Origin of the sequence: Bacillus sp. FJAT-27445, from assembly GCF_001510665.1 — a bacterium.
Classification (GTDB): Bacteria; Bacillota; Bacilli; order Bacillales; family Cytobacillaceae; genus Bacillus_D.
This window is the reverse complement of sequence record NZ_LMTI01000002.1, coordinates 747,574-765,676: the sequence shown is the minus strand read 5'-3', so window position 1 is coordinate 765,676 and position 18,103 is coordinate 747,574. Positions and strand designations below refer to the sequence as shown.

Below are 18,103 nucleotides of genomic sequence, written 5' to 3'. Positions count from 1 at the left end.
CCATATAGAAAATAGATTACTCGTTCTTCAACTTCTTCTGCATTATCCAGTTTTGAGGGAATGAATTTTTCTCTTGAAAAAACCTGAAAAGGCATTATAATAATATATGTCTGATTCATTGTCTGGCGACAATGGCGAGAAGGCCACACCCGTTCCCATACCGAACACGGAAGTTAAGCTTCTCAGCGCCGATGGTAGTTGGGGCCTTGCCCCTGTGAGAGTAGGACGTTGCCAGGCTAAGATTATTCCGCAGTAGCTCAGTGGTAGAGACGAGCATCTCTGCCACGAGTAAGCTGCGAGTTGTACACGCCGAGCTGCTTCTTGCGGATCTTTCTGAGGCGGGGACATAAGATGCTATACAGGAGTATGGATATACTTATTATTCCGCAGTAGCTCAGTGGTAGAGACGAGCATCACTTCCATGAATAAACTGCGAGTTGTACCCGCCGAGCCGCATCTTGCAAGGCTTCCTGAGGTGGGGACACAGATGCTATACTGGAGTATGGATATACTAATTATTCCGCAGTAGCTCAGTGGTAGAGCAATCGGCTGTTAACCGATCGGTCGTAGGTTCGAGTCCTACCTGCGGAGCCAAAAATTTAAATTAGAATAATGCTTCCATAGCTCAGTAGGTAGAGCACTTCCATGGTAAGGAAGAGGTCAGCGGTTCGAGCCCGCTTGGAAGCTTATTTTTAATGAAGGCCCCTTGGTCAAGCGGTTAAGACACCGCCCTTTCACGGCGGTAACACGGGTTCGAATCCCGTAGGGGTCACCATTCATATGGAGGATTAGCTCAGCTGGGAGAGCATCTGCCTTACAAGCAGAGGGTCGGCGGTTCGATCCCGTCATCCTCCACCATAGTTTCTATTAATATCCTTGCCGGTTTAGCTCAATTGGTAGAGCAACTGACTTGTAATCAGTAGGTTGGGGGTTCAAGTCCTCTAGCCGGCACCATTTTTGGTGGGGTAGCGAAGTGGCTAAACGCGGCGGACTGTAAATCCGCTCCCTCCGGGTTCGGCGGTTCGAATCCGTCCCCCACCACCATTTTCCTGAATAGGTTCCAAACAAAAAGAGCAATACTATGTATGTTCTTTTTAAATTGTATTGGAATTGTAAATGGGGAACAATAATTATACTATTGGGCTATAGCCAAGCGGTAAGGCAACGGACTTTGACTCCGTCATTCGTTGGTTCGAATCCAGCTAGCCCAGTCTTTTTGTTTTAATAACTCGAGCCATTAGCTCAGTCGGTAGAGACGAGCGAAGCTTCATGAATAATCTGCGAGTTGTACCCGCCGAGCAGCTGCTTGCAGTCCTCACTGAGGCGGGGACACAAATGCTATCGAGGATTAGGATAGATTAAAAACTCGAGCCATTAGCTCAGTCGGTAGAGACGAGCGAAGCTTCATGAATAATCTGCGAGTTGTACCCGCCGAGCAGCTGCTTGCAGTCCTCACTGAGGCGGGGACACAAATGCTATCGAGGATTAGGATAGATTAAAAACTCGAGCCATTAGCTCAGTCGGTAGAGCATCTGACTTTTAATCAGAGGGTCGAAGGTTCGAGTCCTTCATGGCTCATTTTGTTATATGTTTGTCCAGTTGATTTTTTTTGAGTATACTAAAGCCAAACGCGGAAGTAGTTCAGTGGTAGAACATCACCTTGCCAAGGTGGGGGTCGCGGGTTCGAACCCCGTCTTCCGCTCCATTTCTGTGGGGCCTTAGCTCAGCTGGGAGAGCGCCTGCTTTGCACGCAGGAGGTCAGCGGTTCGATCCCGCTAGGCTCCACCATCACATTCTTACATAAAGACTATTTTGCCTTAAATCCCAGTGGATTTAAGGCTTTTTTTATTCTTACTGATATCTAAAAACCCAAACAATAAAAGCCAAAAGATAATTGAATATTCATGTATTTATATGCAAAGAATTGTCGAGTTGAGTCAACTAGATGAAAGCGATTAAAATAGAAGTAATAAAGGGGGTATTCACATTGAAGAAGTTGTCCATTATAGGTATGCCAATAGATCTTGGGCAGTTGCGAAGAGGAGTCGACATGGGCCCAAGCGCAATTCGATATGCTGAGGTTGTCCAACGGCTTAGGAAATTATTTGACGAGATAGAGGATTTGGGGGATATTCCGGTTGGCAGGCCGGAGGTGGTCATTGACCAGGAGTCCAAGTTAAGGAATCTTGAATTGGTTACAGAAAAGAACGGGAAGCTTGCCGAAGAAGTGGATAAGGTCGTTCAAAAAGGCTCATTCCCTCTAGTCCTGGGAGGCGACCATAGCATTGCAATCGGTACATTAGCCGGAGTTTCCAAGCATTATAAGAACCTCGGAGTGATCTGGTATGATGCCCATGCAGATTTGAATACTGCGGAAACCTCACCTTCAGGAAATATTCACGGCATGCCTCTTGCTGTCAGCATTGGAATTGGGCATAAAATGCTGACAGAGTTGGGAGGCTATTCTCCTAAGGTGAAACCTGAGAATATCGTTATCATCGGTGCAAGGGCGCTTGATGACGGGGAAAAAGAACTTATAAAGGAAAAGGGCATTAAGGTTTACACGATGCACGAAATTGATAGGATGGGAATGGCGCGTGTTATGGAAGAGACGATTGCCTACCTGAAGAATAAGACGGACGGAGTCCACCTCTCTCTTGATTTGGATGGGCTTGATCCTCAGGATGCTCCAGGGGTAGGAACCCCTGTATTTGGAGGGATTACATACCGGGAAAGCCACTTAGCTATGGAGATGCTTGCAGAAGCAGAATTCATCACCTCTGCGGAGTTTGTTGAAGTAAATCCAATACTCGACGAGCGAAACAGAACAGCAAAAGTCGCGGTGGAACTAATGGGCTCCCTTTTTGGTGAAAAACTATTGTAAGGAAATGATGATATTAAAAAACAAAAAACCAGCGGTTGCTCCCTAGAGAGGCTGCTGGTTTTTTAATTAGGGGTTTTCCTAAACTGGATTATATTTATTGTTACTCATTAGATGATATGTGTTCAGCAATGAGTCCAGTTTTGTACTGGCATCCAGGACATTTCGGTCTGTAAGGGATTTTTGGGCAGCAAGCTGGACCATTTCTCTCCGGGATCTTTCAATTTCCCTGGCCAGTTGGGAAAGCTGAAAATGCATAAGTACCAATTCCTTTCTCAAAGTTACTATTTTTATCTCCATTCTTCCATAAATTCAAACCTCCAGGATACATATATGGTAAGATTTTGTTAAAATTGTTTTTAAATAAATGAAACCTTTTTGTTAGCGGTTCGTACTATCGCATAGCCGCAATTAGAGGCGGAGGTAAAAAATTGGATGCACTTGTCAAAAAAAGAATCAAACAAATCAAAAAAGGTGACCAGGACGCTTTTGCTGAGATTGTCGAGCTGTATAAGGATAAACTTTTTCAGCTCGGGTACCGGATGCTTGGAAACAGGCATGAGGCTGAAGAAATTGCACAGGAAGCCTTTATTAGGGCCTATGTGAATATCGATAAATTCAACCAAGAGTACAAATTCTCAACCTGGTTATACAGGATTGCGACCAATCTCTGCATTGACAGAATCCGCAAAAAAAAGCCGGATTATTATTTGGATGCCGAGATGGCAGGTACAGAGGGATTGACCCTCTATTCCCGCATTCCTTCTGATTCCCCCCTTCCTGAAAAGGAAGTTGAAATGTTGGAGCTTCAAGAAGCAATTCAGGGGGAAATTGTAAAGCTGCCCGAAAAATACAGGTCAGTTATTGTCCTGAAGTATATCGAAGAATTATCGCTTAATGAAATAAGTGAAATACTCGATTTGCCCCTGGGAACTGTCAAAACCAGGATTCATCGAGGGCGGGAAGCATTAAGGAAACAATTACGACATGTATAAGAGGTGAATAATGTGAACTGTCCCGAGGAAATAATTGTTTATATGCATGAATTTCTTGATGACGATTTAGATCCCGAGCATGAACAAAAGTTGAAAGCTCATTTAGGTACTTGCAAAGCTTGCCAGAGCATGTTTCATGAAATGAAAAAAACAGTCGCCCTAATCCGGAGTACCGCGAATGTCCATGCGCCAGAAAATTTTACCCAATCAGTAATGGCTAAGCTTCCTAAAGAAAAGAAAAAAGTCGGGGTGCAGAGGTGGATGAAGCATCATCCAATTGTCACAGCAGCAGCAGTCTTCCTTTTCTTAATGGCGGGAAGCCTTTTCTCGGCATGGGATAGCGACCGTGAGTTTTCGACAACCAACGCTGGCCAAGTCGTAGTGGAGGATCACACAGTCATAGTTCCAGCAGGAAAGGTTATAAAAGGAGACCTGGTTGTAAAAAATGGTGATATTAAAATAGAAGGTGAAGTCCAGGGAAATGTCACTGTGATTAACGGAGAGGTCACCGTTAGTAACGGAGAGAAATACTTGGCCTCCGCGGGACACGTGACCGGGAAGATTGAAGAGGTTGACCGTGCATTTGATTGGATATGGTATCAAATTAAAAAAACAGCAACGGAACTAGTTAGCCTTGATGGCCAGAAGGAACCTAGCGAAAAATAAGCCGCCGTTGTGGCTTTTTTTCGTTCCAAAAGGTTTTGAAAACTGCTGTACATTTGGTCCGCAAACCTTCGTCCTGAATCATTTTATGGTATAATGAGAAAGTTACATATCAAACCATATGAATTTCCAATCATTCATTTTGTGAAGCTGGCATCAAGGTAACCGGACTGCATTCAGGCAGCCGGGCAAACAACTTTTTTCTATAAAGGGCAGACTTTTAGGCACCTTTCTAAATACGCTACGGAGGAATACCGATGTCTTTTGGAGATTTTTCACTTTTTAAATACTTAGCCAGCATAGTCGACATTGCCATCGTTTGGTACGTCGTTTATAAACTGATAATGTTAATAAAAGGGACGAAGGCAGTCCAGCTTTTAAAAGGGATTTTCGTCATTTTGATTGTTAAGGTCCTCAGTGATACTTTTGACCTGCGTACCTTAAGCTGGATTGTGGACAACATTATTACATGGGGTTTCCTTGCCATCATTATTATTTTCCAGCCTGAGTTAAGAAGGGCGCTTGAGCAGCTTGGCCGGGGCAGATTCTTTTCAAGGAGCGGCGGACAGGAAGAAGAGGAAGTCGAGAAAACGGCAGCTGCAATTTTTAAAGCCGCCGATTATATGGCAAAGCGAAGGATTGGGGCCCTTATTTCGATAGAACGTGAAACCGGTATGACTGACTATATCGAAACAGGAATCCGGCTTGATGGAAAGGTATCTTCTGAACTGCTGATCAACATATTCATCCCGAACACGCCATTGCATGACGGAGCTGTTATTTTACAAAAGAATAATGTTGCCGCAGCAGCATGCTATCTCCCTTTATCGGAAAGCCCATTTATTTCGAAGGAACTCGGGACAAGGCATCGGGCGGCACTTGGCATCAGTGAAGTCACAGACAGTATTACCATCATCGTATCCGAGGAAACGGGTAGCATCTCACTTACCAAAAATGGAGAATTGTATCGGGATTTAAGCATGGATACCTTCAAGGATATGATTAACAACGAATTTGTTGGAAAAGACAAAGGAAAAACCACATCTTCAACCCTTTGGAATTGGAGGATGAAGAAAAATGGATAAAATGCTGGATAACGGCTGGTTTGTCAAAATCGTCGCCCTGTTGCTCGCAATCCTGCTTTATTCCTCTGTACCGACCGAAGGTAAAAAGCTGAATGAGATTTACGTACCGGGAGATGAAACGACTGAAACAATAAAAGATGTTCCGGTAAACGCGTATTATGATACAAAAAACCTGATTGTCACAGGCATACCTGAAACAGTGAATATGAAGATTACGGGCCCAAAAAGCCATGTGCAAAACGCTAAAACACTAAGGAACTTCGAAGTATATGTTGACCTCGAGGGAGCACAGGTAGGCAACCAATCTGTGAAACTTAAGGTCCGGGAACTTTCCGATAAATTAGATGCCGTGCTTTCCCCATCGACTGTTACGATATCTGTCCAGGAGAGAATTACCAAGGAATTCAGTGTAGAACCGGAATACAACACTTCAATGGTCAAGGAAGGGTTCGCAGCCTCTCCTCCAAAGGTAAGCCCGGACAAAGTAAAGATTACCGGGGCAAGGGATATAATTGATAGCATAACCTATGTGAAAGCTACAGTTGATTTGAAAAGGCCATTAGAACAGACAACCACAAGGGATGCTAAAATACGAGTTTTTGACAAGGAGCTAAACAAGCTCAGCGTCATTGTCGAGCCGGATTCAGTGGAAGTAACTATCCCACTTAAAAGTATGACAAAACAGGTGCCTATCAATATTGTGCAAAAAGGATCCCTGCCGGATGGGCTAGTTCTTGAATCAATTGAACTAGATGTAAAGGATGCCGTCATCACCGCAGATGAGGATGTCCTGGCCGCAACGAAGGCAGTGAGAGCGGAAGTAGATTTAAGCAAAATCAAAGAAAGCGGAACGGTTACCGTTCCTGTCATCATTTCGGAGGGAATCAAAAAGGTTTCACCTGAACTGGTCAAAGTAAATGTAAAGGTACGAAAGGATGAGGAAGAGAAACGTATATCTTCCATACCGGTCAATATCAGGGGACTTTCACCCGATCAAAAGGCTGTCTTCAAAGATCCGGCGAACGGCAGCACCACCCTGCTTGTCTATGGGCCAACCGATAAAATAGATTCAATTGACCCTTCGGACTTTAGGCTGTTTATTGAACTGTCGGGTTTGGAAGAGGGAGACCATGATGTTGACATAGAGGTCGACGGGCCAAACGATGTTTCCTGGAGGATGGCCAAATCAACGGCTACCGTTACGATAACAAAAACAGATGCATAAGACTATTTGATGTGGATTCAGTAGAAGGAGCGATTATACATGGGAAAATATTTTGGGACTGACGGAGTACGGGGAGTTGCCAACAGCGAGCTGACACCCGAATTAGCGTTTAAATTGGGTAGGTTCGGAGGATTTGTTCTCACAAAAGATAAGGAAAGGCCAAAGGTTATTATTGGGCGGGACACCCGCGTCTCCGGCCATATGCTTGAAGGCGCCCTCGTGGCTGGGCTTTTGTCAATAGGAGCAGAGGTGATGAGGCTTGGCGTCATTTCAACTCCAGGAGTTGCCTATCTGACTAAGGCTCTTGGTGCCCAGGCAGGGGTTATGATTTCAGCATCGCATAATCCTGTTGAGGACAACGGAATCAAATTTTTCGGACCGGATGGGTTCAAGCTTTCGGACGAACAGGAAAATGAAATTGAACAGCTCATGGACCTGCCGGAGGACAGCTTGCCTCGTCCAGTAGGCGCCAATCTTGGGCTTGTTAATGATTATTTTGAAGGCGGGCAAAAGTATCTTCAATACCTCAAGCAAACCGTTGATGAAGACTTTTCCGGCATTCATATCGCTCTTGATTGTGCTCACGGGGCGACATCTTCGCTCGCGACACATCTGTTTGCTGACCTGGATGCAGATTTGTCCACTATGGGTGCTACGCCAAACGGCCTCAATATAAACGCAGGAGTAGGCTCTACCCATCCAGAGGCTCTGGCCGCTTTTCTAAAAGAAAAGGGAGCTGACATTGGGCTTGCATTTGACGGGGATGGCGACCGTGTCATTGCCATCGATGAAAATGGCGAAGTCGTGGATGGCGACCAAATTATGTACATTTGTGGTAAGTATCTAAAGGAACATAACAGGCTTAAGCAGTCGACAGTCGTATCGACCGTCATGAGCAACCTTGGATTTTATAAAGGATTGGAGCGAAATGGGATCCAAAGCGTCCAAACCGCTGTCGGAGACCGCTATGTGGTCGAGGAAATGAAGAAGAGCGGCTACAATCTTGGCGGCGAGCAGTCTGGCCACATTATTTTCCTTGATTACAATACAACAGGTGACGGGCTATTGACCGGCCTCCAGCTTGTAAATATCATGAAGGCGACAAAGAAGCCGTTATCCGAACTGGCGAATGAAATACAAAAGTTCCCACAAATCCTGGTTAACATCCGGGTAACAGACAAATACCATGTAACAGACAATGAAAAGGTGAAAGAAATCATTGAACAGGTGGAAGCGGAAATGGCTGGCGACGGGCGTATCCTTGTCCGTCCATCCGGAACCGAGCCGCTCGTACGCGTCATGGCCGAAGCCCCGACCGAAGAGCTATGCAATGACTATGTAAACAGAATTGCCGCAATAGTAGAAGCGGAAATGGGTCTAAAAGAATAGAGCTTATCCTATGCATAAGGGAACCGAACCATTCCCTTATGCATATTTTATTAGCAATAAAATAGTTTTTAGTCCATGCGGCCTGGGTAAAAACAGGGAAACTCTTCATCTTGACGGATATATCTTCTTCATGTAACATGTTATTTGCTTGTTTGCAAAATTGAATTTGTCAAAACAAACCAGTTTAAAATGGAAAGGTGGACAGAGGTTGGCAATAGCAACATAAGCGCCAGAACTAACCTGTACGGAGAAGGGGTTAGTTGACGAGGTGGAGGTTTATCGAATGTTTCGGCGGATGCCTCCCGGTCGCAGCGCACGGCCGAATCTTGCTCCTTAAAACATTGAGGCAACTTGATGGACAAAGGGAAGCAAGCTGCGCGTAAATAAAGGATGTCTTGCAAAGGCATCCTAATGGAGAACATTACGGAGATAAGGGGGCATGCTTTGCCCTCGGCACGGTTTTGCCCTCTTGCATCAGGAGGACTAGAATATGTGTGGAATCGTTGGATATATAGGAAATACGGATTCGAAGGAAATTTTACTAAAAGGCCTGGAAAAGCTTGAATACCGAGGCTATGACTCAGCCGGAATCGCCGTCATGAATAGTGAGGGTATTCAAGTTTTCAAGGAAAAGGGCCGAATTGCAGACCTGAGAGGGATTGTTGAACTAGGTGTTGAAGCTAAGGCTGGAATTGGGCATACCCGCTGGGCAACCCATGGTGCGCCAAGTAAACGCAATGCCCATCCCCATCAAAGCCGCACAAGCAGGTTTACGCTCGTCCATAATGGCGTAATCGAGAACTATTCGGAGCTTCAGCGTGAATATTTGCAGACTGTCGAGCTTCAAAGCGATACAGATACAGAAGTCATCGTCCAGATGATTGAGCTTTTTGCAAAAGAAGGCCTTAGCACCATTGATGCTTTCCGCAAAACGCTTACCCTTCTTAAGGGCTCATATGCACTTGCATTGCTGGATAGGGAGGACAACGAAACCATCTTTGTCGCAAAAAACAAGAGCCCGCTACTCATAGGCCTTGGTGATGCGTTCAATGTTGTCGCGAGCGACGCCATGGCGATGCTGCAGGTAACCGACCAGTATGTTGAGCTAATGGACAAGGAAATCGTCATTGTGAAAAAGGATGAAGTGACTATCCAGAACCTAAAAGGCGAGAAAATTAGCCGCGCGCCATATAAGGCTGAGCTTGATGCAAGCGATATCGAAAAGGGCACATACCCTCACTATATGCTGAAGGAAATTGACGAGCAGCCGCTTGTCATGCGAAAAATCATCCAGAAGTACCAGGATGAAAACGTTGGATTATCGATCGACAGTGAGATTGTTGACGCCATCAAGGCTGCGGACAGGATTTATATTATTGCCGCTGGTACTTCCTACCATGCAGGTCTTGTTGGGAAGCAGATGATCGAAAAGCTTGCGGGGATTCCAGTCGAGGTCCATATCTCAAGCGAGTTTGGCTACAACATGCCGCTTCTTTCCGAGAAGCCGCTGTTTGTGTTCATATCGCAGAGCGGCGAGACAGCCGACAGCCGCGCTGTCCTTGTACAGGTGAAGGAAATGGGCTATCCGGCCCTGACAATCACGAACGTTCCAGGCTCGACTCTTTCCCGTGAAGCAGACTATACGCTGCTGCTCCATGCTGGCCCTGAAATCGCCGTCGCATCCACTAAGGCGTACACCGCCCAGCTAGCTGTTCTCGCCATTCTTGCAGAGGTTTCAGCAAAGAGCCGCGGCCGCGAAATTGGCTTCGATCTCATTCAGGAGCTCGGCATTGTCGCGAACGCTATTGAAGCCCTGTGCGATTCAAAGGAAGCAATTGAACATATCGCGCGGGAATTCTTGACTGTCACTAGGAATGCCTTCTTTATTGGAAGAGCCGTTGACTATTATGTTTGCCTTGAGGCCGCGTTAAAGTTGAAGGAAATTTCCTACATCCAGGCGGAAGGCTTTGCTGGCGGCGAATTGAAGCACGGCACGATTGCATTGATCGAGCAAGGAACTCCAGTCATCGCTCTAGCTACACAAGAAAACGTAAACTTGAGCATCCGCGGCAACGTTAAGGAAGTGGCGGCCCGCGGAGCCAATACGTGCATCATTTCCATGAAAGGGCTGGAAACAGACGAAGATACATTTGTTCTGCCAGTCGTTCATGAACAGCTAACACCGCTTATCTCTGTTATCCCTTTGCAGCTTTTAGCTTACTATGCAGCCCTTCACCGCGACTGCGACGTCGACAAGCCAAGGAATTTGGCCAAATCGGTTACGGTGGAGTAGTTTGCAACTCGCGTCGGTAGGTAAAAAAAGTCCTAGACTGGTTTCGAAATAATTTCCAAACCATATAATTTAATTTTGAGCTCCACGGTAACGCGCATAGCGTAAACCGTGGAGTTTTTTACTGTTTACGAAGCTTAGTTTCAATCGTTGCGGGCCGGACTGACTTTAATATTTGCCCGAAAATTAAAAAAGCATCAAGATTTCTGCCATAATCGGCTAAAGTCTCGATGCTTTTTCATCTGCGCTATTAAAAAACAGAAGCTGTCCCAATTTTCAATTGAGACAGCCCCTTTTTAAGATATGCGATTTCGCATTCACCATCGGCTTTAACTTGTAACTTTGATCGTTCCTGTATTTACAAACAAATGCCTGTTATGCTTTTCGAGGTGTTCCTTCAGCATTTGATACAATCGCATCAATTTGGATCAAAGCATCTTTAGGCAAAGCTGATACGCCAACTACTCTACGTGCAGGAGTACCTTGTGGGAACAATGTTTTGTAAGCTTCGTCTACCACATCAATATCTTCAATATTTTTAATGAAGATATTCACTTTAACGACATCTTCCAAAGCGTGATCAATGCTTTCTACAATTGCCTTAATATTCTTCAAGCACTGTGCAGCCTGCTCTTTTACACCACCAGCTACCAATTCGCCCGTTTTTGGGTCCAAAGGCAATTGAGCTGAAAGGTGATTGTAATGAGAGAACGCTACAGTTTGTGTAGATAGAGAATCCTGTGGTGCATTTTCAGTGTTGTTTGCCCAGATAACAATTCCGTGTCTGTCTTCAATCTCTTGTGGAGGTGTACCGTCTCCGTGTGACACGACTGCTTCAATTTGAACAGAAGCACCCAAAGGTAAAGCAGCAGCTTGAACTGTTGTACGTGCAGGGACGTAGGCTACAGCCCTTGCAATCGCTGAATCCGGGAAGAAACGAGAGTAAACTTCATTTACTGCTTCAGTATCAGCCAAGTCTGTAAGGAAAACGTTGATTTTAACGATATCGTCAAAAGGAACGTCGATGCTTTCCAAAATTGCCTTAATGTTCTTTAAGCACTGTGCAGTCTGCTCTTTTACATCGCCAACTACCAATCTGCCGGTTTTTGGATCAATTGGCAATTGAGCTGAAAGATTATTGTAATGAGAGAAAGAAACGGTTTGTGTAGATAGAGGGCATATTGGTGCATTTAGCGTGTTATTTGTAAGTTTTATGAGGTCGCCTGCTTGTGGTGCGTTCGGAATTGTACCTTCACCGTGTGAAACAAGTGCTTCAATTTGCACCAAAGCATCCATCGGCAAAGCTGCAACTGCAACTGTTGTCCGTGAAGGAACATAGGTTGGGAAGAATGTTTTATAAACTTCATCTACAGCGTCAACATCTTTGATATCCTTAACGAATACAGTGATTCTAACAATATCGCTCATAACATGATCGATGCTTTCTACAATTGCCTTGATATTTTTAAAGCACTGTTCAGCTTGCTCTTTTATACCACCAGCTACCAATTGACCAGTTTTGGGTTCGGTTGGTAATTGAGCTGAAAGATTATTGTAATGGGAGAAAGCTACAGTTTGTGAATATAGACCGTTACCGTTTGGAGCATTTTCCGTATTTTTTGCTGAAACTGCGTTATAGCCGCTCATGATGTATTCCCCTTTTCGTTAAATTTGTTAATAAAAATATTTATTAATTCAAGTATGCACCAAAAAAACCGGTCTAAACCTTGGGTCCGTGATTGCAAAGATGAAAACGGATTAGCCGTGAGAGTGTTTGTACAAAAGCTAGGCTCAACCGATGGCGTTATTCACGCAGTTGGAAAAACAATTCTCACTAGGCACGGACTTCGTTTTTGAGCAAGTGTCAATTATAGCAGGCTTTATTCGTGTTGACTACATGTTTGATTGTGAATTGTTTTTTTGAGTGGAGTTTTTTCTGGACAACAACAGTTAGGAAAAGATGGATCATTTGACGAAGCCCTTGCTAAGCTTATTCAATTTCTCTACGAAATTTCTGTCAGATGTTTTTAAAATTATAATTCGGTGGCGGGTTTTTTAATTTTTGATATTCCACTCAAAGGATAATCCTTCCAAAGCGAGAATAAATAGATGTATAACCTGCGATGGAGGTAACTATGTGGCAGAGAGAACTTATTAGTACAGATAGAGGGACATTTGAGGTATTTGTTTGCGGGAACGGGGAGCCGCTATGCATTACGCATTTGTACAGTGAATTCAATGACCGGGGGAATTACTTTGCTGATATGTTCGTCCAGTCTTTCAAAGTTTATTTGGTGAATTTAAAGGAGGCGGGTAATTCAAGTAAAGTTATCAGCGAGAAAGAACTGAGCATGAAAGAAACGGCCCTTGATTTGGAAGCATTGAGAATAGCCTTGAACATCAAGGAATGGGGCTATGCCGGACACTCGACCGGAGGGATGCTTGGCCTGGTTTATGCTTCCTCCTTTCCCGATTCCTTAACCAAAGTACTGGTTGGCGGGGCTTCGGCTACCAGGGGCTATATGGACCATAGCGGAAGCATATATTGCAGGAATAACGCTCTTAATCCCCGCCTGAAGGAACTGTTTTCAATCCTTAAATCAGCAGATTCCTCAAGGGAGGAAAGGATGAAAGCGGGTAGGGAATGGACGGAAATGTCACTATATAGTCCGGGGATGTTTGAAGAGTATTTTTCAAAACCCAGCAGCGGAAAGGTGGTTCAGAAGCGGCTGGACTATTATTCCTTTACCGAGCTGCCTACTTATGATGTCAGAGAGAAGCTTAGGCAAATAAGCATTCCGGCGATTGTATTTTGTGGTGAGCATGATACGCAGTGTCCCCTGGATTTTTCAAAGGAAATAGTCGAACAAATTTCAAATTCCAAACTTTATATTTTTCAAAAAAGCAACCACTTTCCGTTCCTTGAAGAAAGTGAAGAGTTTCATAAAATGATTGGGTATTTTTCTGAACTATAGACGGAAACCCTTGATTCCAACAGGTTTTTTGAAATTCAATCAAACGTTTGATTGAATTTGAGGTGGCCGGGGTTAGGGGGAATGGGCAAAAAAATGGAGGTATGTGAATGCTGATTAATCCGACCGCTCATCCTGATTGGCTGCCACCCCATTCCCTGGAATGGTACAGCCAAATAGGCAGTCTTGAGGGCAAATACAGCTATTCCTGGAACTCGTCGATAACGCAACCAAATGGGGAGTCTATTTTCGACGCGGATGTTCTGCAGATGATTAAAGGTAAAAAAGTACTGGACATAGGCTGTGGCGATGGAGGGTTCACAATCCAGTGCGGGACGGTAGCTAAAGAGATTGTTGGATTTGATGCAACGGAAAAGTTCACCGCTGCCGGAAGTGAAAAGAAGAGAGCGAATGTCTCCTTTGTGACAGGGAATACAAAGCATGGATTGCCAGTTGAGCGTGGACCATTTGATTGCGCCTTTATTCGGAAAGGCCCTACCTCTGCTTATCTTTTTTTAAAAGAAGCCGTAAAGGAGGGCGGAATGGTGCTTGGCCTTCACCCTGGAGACGAACTTGGGAAAGAGCTGCCCCTTCTATTCCCAAACTTTTTTGACAAAATTGAGGGTACACCAACCTTAGATCATATTAGGCAGCGCCTTGAAGCGGGAAGCTTCACCTCCGCTGAGATTGAACATATAAAGAGCATAGAATATTTACACTCTCCCTTTGATGTGATAAAGTGGCGCTGTTTTGGCCAAAAGCCGAATATTTATAAAAAAATAATTGAAGATAACCTGTCGGAAATAACGAGGATTTTTGAAGGAAATTCCACGCGGGCCGGGCTGCCGATTACCTTCTCCCGGTATATTGTCCGAATAAGTGTATAGGGGTGTTTACTTTTAACAGGGGCGCTTGAGCATGGACAATGGATGATGATTGGGTAAATGAATAGTATGTGAACAAATGGAATTCAAAAGAAAGATAAGCCAGAAACGCCAGTTCATCACCGGGCGTTTTTTCATTTATGAAACCTTTATGAAAAGAGCTTGCTATCTCAAAAACCAATCTGGCCGTAGTGTATAATGAAGTCTGATGTTGACAGATGAAATGGCTGAAAGCCGGGAAGGGTAAAAGCATGAAGAAATTCTATGGTTTGACTGCGTTGCTGCTTTTATTAATTGTGGCTTCGGGCTGTGCGGAAAAAGCGAAGCTGGAAGAAAAACGAGTAGAGCTGACCGTCTCGGCAGCCGTGAGCCTGCAGGACGCCTTAAATGAAATAGCCGCCAATTTTGAAAAAAAACATTCTACTATAAAAATCAACTATAACTTTGGCTCTTCAGGGGCATTGCAGCAGCAAATCTCCCAGGGTGCTCCGGTTGACATTTTTTTATCTGCAGCAGTGGATAAAATGGACAAGCTGGAGGAAGAGGGGCTTCTTGAAATAAGGTCCGACCTTGTAGGCAACGAGCTCGTCCTTGTCGTTACGGAAAATGCACAGAACACCATCCGGACATTTGAAGACTTGGGTAAATCGGATAAACTATCGATTGGGACCCCCGAATCCGTCCCCGCAGGAAAATATGCGAGGGAGACGCTTGAATATCTAGGAGTCTGGCAGGCTGTTGATGGAAAGATTGTCTATGCCAAGGATGTCCGCCAGGTTCTTACCTACGTGGAAACTGCCAATGTGGATGCGGGAATTGTGTATAAAACCGATGCCATGGCCTCCGAAAAAGTGGAGATTGCCGATACTGCAGGAGAGGATTCCCACGGTCCAATCATTTACCCTCTTGGCATTGTAAAAGACGGCCGCCATTTAAAAGAAGCAACGGAATTTTACAAGTACCTTACTGGAGATGAGTCGGTTGGTGTTCTGGAGAAATACGGCTTCAAAGGGTTGTAAGCGGCAGAGGCTGTTAAAACCAAGTCCTGCAAAAATAGCCTCCATAGAAAACAGCCTGTGAGGTTATTTTCATGGCAGAAAGATCAAATACTCCAAATTTCAGGTTGCGGAACCTTTAGGTGCCAGGTACCGAATCCGCTATAATGGAGAAAAATGCGGCTGAATGGAGCGTACAGGATGAGAAAGATACTGGTTGTTGATGATGATAAACATATAGTTGATTTGGTCGGAATCCATGTGTCCCAGGCGGGCTATAAGGTGGTGAAGGCAAGAAATGGGGACCAGGCACTGGAAATCCTCGAGACGGAGCTGCCTGACTTGGCGATTGTGGACGTAATGATGCCGGGGATGGATGGCTTCGAGTTGACGAAAAGAATTCGGGAAGACCAGGATATCCCTGTGTTGATGCTGACAGCTAAAGGGGAGCTTGAAGATAAGGAACAGGGCTTTCGGGCAGGCTCCGATGATTATGTGGTGAAGCCGTTTGAGCCGAAGGAATTGCTGTTCCGTATCGCGGCAATTTTGCGGCGCTATGACAAGCCCGCTGATTCGATCCTGCAGGTAGGCTCCCTTACAATCAATCTTAAAAGTTTTGAAGTCATAGCAGGTAAAAGCACCCTGCTTATGCCTCTGAAGGAATTTGAACTCCTGACATTGCTCGCATCAAAACCAGGCCAGGTCTTTCAGCGTGCTGCCATTATGGAGAAAATATGGGGGTACGATTATGAGGGGGACGAGCAGACACTGAACACGCATATTAAGCGAATTCGCGAGCGGATTGCAAAGATTGCCGGCGATGTTGAAATTGTAACGGTTCGCGGGGTAGGCTACAAGCTTGAGGTGCATAGTTCATGAAGTCCTTATATGGGAAATTCCTGCTTATGACCGTATTGATTATGGTATTCAGCTCAATTGCCGGATTCCTCGTCACGAATACGTATTACCACCGGGTCATGAAGGAACGGAATGATGCAAAAAACGTTCAGATTGCAGAAACGATTGTTGGCCACATCGAGGCTTCACCCAAGATGGATTTATCAAACTACCTGAAAACGGTTGGCGATATTGGTTATCAGCTTTACGTCGCGGATGAAACGGGCGCGGAATATTTTTATGGAGGCAAATACAGGGCCAAAAACCTGCAACCTTCAGCTGTAAAACAAGTGCTGGAAGGGAACGTCTACCACGGGATGCGCGACTTTCCGCGTGAGACGTTCATGACAGGCTTTTTCGCAAATGAATTGACAAACACAATCGGCGTGCCATTCACGTTTGAAAACAAGCATTACGCCTTGTTCATGAGGCCCGACATTAAGCTCTTGTTCAGCGAGGTCCATACAATAATGGCAGTCCTCATCCTCGTTACGGCCGTCCTGAGCCTCCTGGCCATGCTGTTCGTTGCAAAAATGCTCATCGTCCCAATCACGCAATTGACTGCGGCAACAAAGCGGATTGCCAATGAAAAATACGATACACAGCTGAGCATTAACCGCCGGGATGAAATCGGCCAGCTTGCGGACAGTTTTAATAAAATGGTTGGCCAACTGCAGGAAAATGATAAAATGCGAAAAGAATTCATCAGCAATGTGTCACATGATTTCCAGTCCCCGCTGCAAAATATTAAAGGCTATACTGGCTTGCTTAAATCTCCGGAACTGTCGGACGAAGAGCGGGCAAGCTATACGGAAATCATTGAATCAGAAACAAACCGCTTGTCGAGGCTGACCCGCCAGCTTCTGTTGCTGACATCGCTGGACCAATCGTCCAGGCTAGTAAAATTCAAGGAATTCCGCCTTGATGAACAGCTGAAGGCCTGTGTAAACAAATATCGCTGGTGGCTGGAAGAGGAAAATCTGAACCTATCGATGACAATGGAGCCGGTCGTGTATCGCGGGGATGAATCGCTGTTGGAGAACGTATGGGATAACCTTCTTTCAAATGCGATCAAGTACAACAAACCCGAAGGAGAAATCGCCATCGAGCTTACCCGGAAAGACGGGTATATCCAGGTTGTGGTAAAGGATATGGGTATTGGTATTACCGAAGCCGAACGTGGAAAGCTGTTTGACCGTTTTTACCGGGCTGATGCATCGCGGACGAAGGAAGGGACAGGGCTGGGATTAGCAATCGTAAAGCAAATCATCGAGCTGCATAAAGGAGAAATCCTTGTTGAGAGTTCTCCTGATGGATGTACCGCATTTACAATCAAGCTTCCGAATTTGTAACTCCGAGTTCATATAAAGTTCATGTTGACGGATTACTATTATCACCGTAGAAACAAAATCTATGGAGGTTGACATGATGGAAGCAAAATGGAGTTTACGTTTAATTCGGCTCGCGGCTATATTTGGCCTGGTCGGGGCGATGATGGGTTCACATATGGCAGGTTCGGAAAGCTATCAGTTCCGCCCAATCCACGCTCATATTTTGGTTGTTGGCTGGCTTTCTGTTTTTGCCTGGGGGATTTTCTACCGTGTTTATAAAATCAAATCTTCAAAATTAGTATCTCTTCATGGCTGGACGGCGGTTATCGGTTCGATTGGCCTGACGGTTGGCATGTGGCTGAATGCATTGAAGCCTTTTAATGTAAACGAAACTGCCGCGCTCATCTTTTATATTGCCGGGGGATCGATTTTATTGATCAGCTTTGGCGTATTTACCATCACCACTTTTATGATTGATACAAAAGAAGGCTATTAG

Annotated in this window: 15 protein-coding genes, 10 tRNA genes and 1 rRNA gene; 24 read left to right on the top strand and 2 right to left on the bottom strand. The window is 45.0% G+C overall.

All coding sequences use genetic code 11. The features are described from left to right. Positions 1–121: 121 nt before the first annotated feature. The 12 genes from rrf (at position 122) to rocF (ending at position 2,884) form a co-directional block, all read left to right on the top strand. Positions 122–237 (top strand): 5S ribosomal RNA (gene rrf / locus AR337_RS08550). A 282-nt stretch (positions 238–519) separates the two neighbouring features. Then, positions 520–594 (top strand) — tRNA-Asn (locus AR337_RS08545). Between the two features lie 20 nt (positions 595–614). After that, positions 615–687: transfer RNA gene (locus tag AR337_RS08540), tRNA-Thr, on the top strand. A gap of 13 nt (positions 688–700) precedes the next feature. Continuing rightward, positions 701–775 (top strand) — tRNA-Glu (locus tag AR337_RS08535). A gap of 7 nt (positions 776–782) precedes the next feature. Continuing rightward, positions 783–858: transfer RNA gene (locus tag AR337_RS08530), tRNA-Val, on the top strand. Between the two features lie 20 nt (positions 859–878). Continuing rightward, positions 879–954, top strand: a tRNA-Thr gene (locus tag AR337_RS08525). Between the two features lie 5 nt (positions 955–959). Further along, a tRNA-Tyr gene (locus tag AR337_RS08520) sits at positions 960–1,044 on the top strand. 95 nt (positions 1,045–1,139) lie between these two features. Next, positions 1,140–1,211 (top strand) — tRNA-Gln (locus tag AR337_RS08515). 294 nt (positions 1,212–1,505) lie between these two features. Continuing rightward, a tRNA-Lys gene (locus AR337_RS08510) sits at positions 1,506–1,578 on the top strand. A 52-nt stretch (positions 1,579–1,630) separates the two neighbouring features. Next, positions 1,631–1,705: transfer RNA gene (locus AR337_RS08505), tRNA-Gly, on the top strand. A gap of 7 nt (positions 1,706–1,712) precedes the next feature. Further along, a tRNA-Ala gene (locus AR337_RS08500) sits at positions 1,713–1,788 on the top strand. 199 nt (positions 1,789–1,987) lie between these two features. Further along, entirely contained in the window at positions 1,988–2,884 is an 897-nt protein-coding gene (rocF, locus tag AR337_RS08495) for an arginase (protein ID WP_059171543.1), read from the top strand. A 78-nt stretch (positions 2,885–2,962) separates the two neighbouring features. Here the strand turns inward: rocF and AR337_RS08490 are convergent, their stop codons facing one another. Next, positions 2,963–3,139, bottom strand: coding sequence for an aspartyl-phosphate phosphatase Spo0E family protein (locus tag AR337_RS08490; protein ID WP_156424342.1), 177 nt, complete (start codon positions 3,137–3,139; stop codon positions 2,963–2,965). 173 nt (positions 3,140–3,312) lie between these two features. Between AR337_RS08490 and sigW the strand changes: the two genes are divergently transcribed. The 6 genes from sigW (at position 3,313) to glmS (ending at position 10,531) form a co-directional block, all read left to right on the top strand. Further along, positions 3,313–3,876, top strand: a complete 564-nt coding sequence (gene sigW / locus AR337_RS08485; protein WP_059171541.1) for an RNA polymerase sigma factor SigW — start codon at positions 3,313–3,315, stop codon at positions 3,874–3,876. Positions 3,877–3,888: 12 nt separating this feature from the next. Beyond that, positions 3,889–4,542, top strand: a complete 654-nt coding sequence (locus tag AR337_RS08480) for an anti-sigma factor (protein WP_059171540.1) — start codon at positions 3,889–3,891, stop codon at positions 4,540–4,542. Positions 4,543–4,796: 254 nt separating this feature from the next. After that, complete coding sequence (cdaA, locus tag AR337_RS08475) at positions 4,797–5,624, top strand: diadenylate cyclase CdaA (protein WP_059171539.1); 828 nt, start codon at positions 4,797–4,799, stop codon at positions 5,622–5,624. Continuing rightward, positions 5,617–6,849, top strand: coding sequence for a YbbR-like domain-containing protein (locus AR337_RS08470; protein ID WP_059171538.1), 1,233 nt, complete (start codon positions 5,617–5,619; stop codon positions 6,847–6,849). The genes cdaA and AR337_RS08470 overlap by 8 nt, the downstream gene beginning before the upstream one ends. A gap of 39 nt (positions 6,850–6,888) precedes the next feature. Further along, on the top strand, positions 6,889–8,238 hold the full coding sequence (gene glmM / locus AR337_RS08465) for a phosphoglucosamine mutase (protein WP_059171537.1): 1,350 nt from the start codon (positions 6,889–6,891) through the stop codon (positions 8,236–8,238). Between the two features lie 490 nt (positions 8,239–8,728). Next, on the top strand, positions 8,729–10,531 hold the full coding sequence (gene glmS, locus AR337_RS08460; RefSeq protein ID WP_059171536.1) for a glutamine--fructose-6-phosphate transaminase (isomerizing): 1,803 nt from the start codon (positions 8,729–8,731) through the stop codon (positions 10,529–10,531). A gap of 372 nt (positions 10,532–10,903) precedes the next feature. On the opposite strand, the gene AR337_RS08455 is transcribed toward glmS, so the two are convergent. Beyond that, on the bottom strand, positions 10,904–12,175 hold the full coding sequence (locus AR337_RS08455; protein WP_059171535.1) for a RidA family protein: 1,272 nt from the start codon (positions 12,173–12,175) through the stop codon (positions 10,904–10,906). 488 nt (positions 12,176–12,663) lie between these two features. On the opposite strand from AR337_RS08455, the gene AR337_RS08450 reads away from it, so the two are divergent. The 6 genes from AR337_RS08450 to AR337_RS08425 all read left to right on the top strand — a co-directional run bounded on the left by AR337_RS08450 (position 12,664) and on the right by AR337_RS08425 (position 18,103). After that, positions 12,664–13,503: an alpha/beta fold hydrolase gene (locus tag AR337_RS08450; protein ID WP_059171534.1), complete on the top strand. Its 840-nt coding sequence runs from the start codon at positions 12,664–12,666 to the stop codon at positions 13,501–13,503. Positions 13,504–13,610: 107 nt separating this feature from the next. Beyond that, on the top strand, positions 13,611–14,387 hold the full coding sequence (locus tag AR337_RS08445) for a bifunctional 2-polyprenyl-6-hydroxyphenol methylase/3-demethylubiquinol 3-O-methyltransferase UbiG (protein WP_059171533.1): 777 nt from the start codon (positions 13,611–13,613) through the stop codon (positions 14,385–14,387). A gap of 248 nt (positions 14,388–14,635) precedes the next feature. Further along, the gene (gene modA, locus AR337_RS08440; RefSeq protein ID WP_059171604.1) at positions 14,636–15,403 is read left to right on the top strand and encodes a molybdate ABC transporter substrate-binding protein; all 768 of its coding nucleotides are present in this window, start codon (positions 14,636–14,638) and stop codon (positions 15,401–15,403) included. A 177-nt stretch (positions 15,404–15,580) separates the two neighbouring features. After that, positions 15,581–16,258 (top strand): response regulator transcription factor, encoded by a 678-nt coding sequence (locus tag AR337_RS08435; protein WP_059171532.1) that lies wholly within the window; start codon positions 15,581–15,583, stop codon positions 16,256–16,258. Continuing rightward, the gene (locus AR337_RS08430; protein ID WP_059171531.1) at positions 16,255–17,628 is read left to right on the top strand and encodes a cell wall metabolism sensor histidine kinase WalK; all 1,374 of its coding nucleotides are present in this window, start codon (positions 16,255–16,257) and stop codon (positions 17,626–17,628) included. The genes AR337_RS08435 and AR337_RS08430 overlap by 4 nt, the downstream gene beginning before the upstream one ends. Before the next feature lie 76 nt (positions 17,629–17,704). Next, positions 17,705–18,103, top strand: a complete 399-nt coding sequence (locus AR337_RS08425) for a hypothetical protein (RefSeq protein WP_059171530.1) — start codon at positions 17,705–17,707, stop codon at positions 18,101–18,103.

Bases quoted from the DNA above. Each gene is read 5' to 3' on its own strand.
- AR337_RS08470 (WP_059171538.1), top strand. From the start codon at position 5,617: ATGGATAAAATGCTGGATAACGGCTGGTTTGTCAAAATCGTCGCCCTG.
- AR337_RS08450 (WP_059171534.1), top strand. From the start codon at position 12,664: ATGTGGCAGAGAGAACTTATTAGTACAGATAGAGGGACATTTGAGGTA.
- glmS (WP_059171536.1), top strand. From the start codon at position 8,729: ATGTGTGGAATCGTTGGATATATAGGAAATACGGATTCGAAGGAAATT.
- AR337_RS08430 (WP_059171531.1), top strand. From the start codon at position 16,255: ATGAAGTCCTTATATGGGAAATTCCTGCTTATGACCGTATTGATTATG.
- AR337_RS08445 (WP_059171533.1), top strand. From the start codon at position 13,611: ATGCTGATTAATCCGACCGCTCATCCTGATTGGCTGCCACCCCATTCC.
- modA (WP_059171604.1), top strand. From the start codon at position 14,636: ATGAAGAAATTCTATGGTTTGACTGCGTTGCTGCTTTTATTAATTGTG.
- AR337_RS08490 (WP_156424342.1), bottom strand. From the start codon at position 3,139: ATGCATTTTCAGCTTTCCCAACTGGCCAGGGAAATTGAAAGATCCCGG.
- AR337_RS08455 (WP_059171535.1), bottom strand. From the start codon at position 12,175: ATGAGCGGCTATAACGCAGTTTCAGCAAAAAATACGGAAAATGCTCCA.
- AR337_RS08425 (WP_059171530.1), top strand. From the start codon at position 17,705: ATGGAAGCAAAATGGAGTTTACGTTTAATTCGGCTCGCGGCTATATTT.
- cdaA (WP_059171539.1), top strand. From the start codon at position 4,797: ATGTCTTTTGGAGATTTTTCACTTTTTAAATACTTAGCCAGCATAGTC.
- AR337_RS08435 (WP_059171532.1), top strand. From the start codon at position 15,581: ATGAGAAAGATACTGGTTGTTGATGATGATAAACATATAGTTGATTTG.
- glmM (WP_059171537.1), top strand. From the start codon at position 6,889: ATGGGAAAATATTTTGGGACTGACGGAGTACGGGGAGTTGCCAACAGC.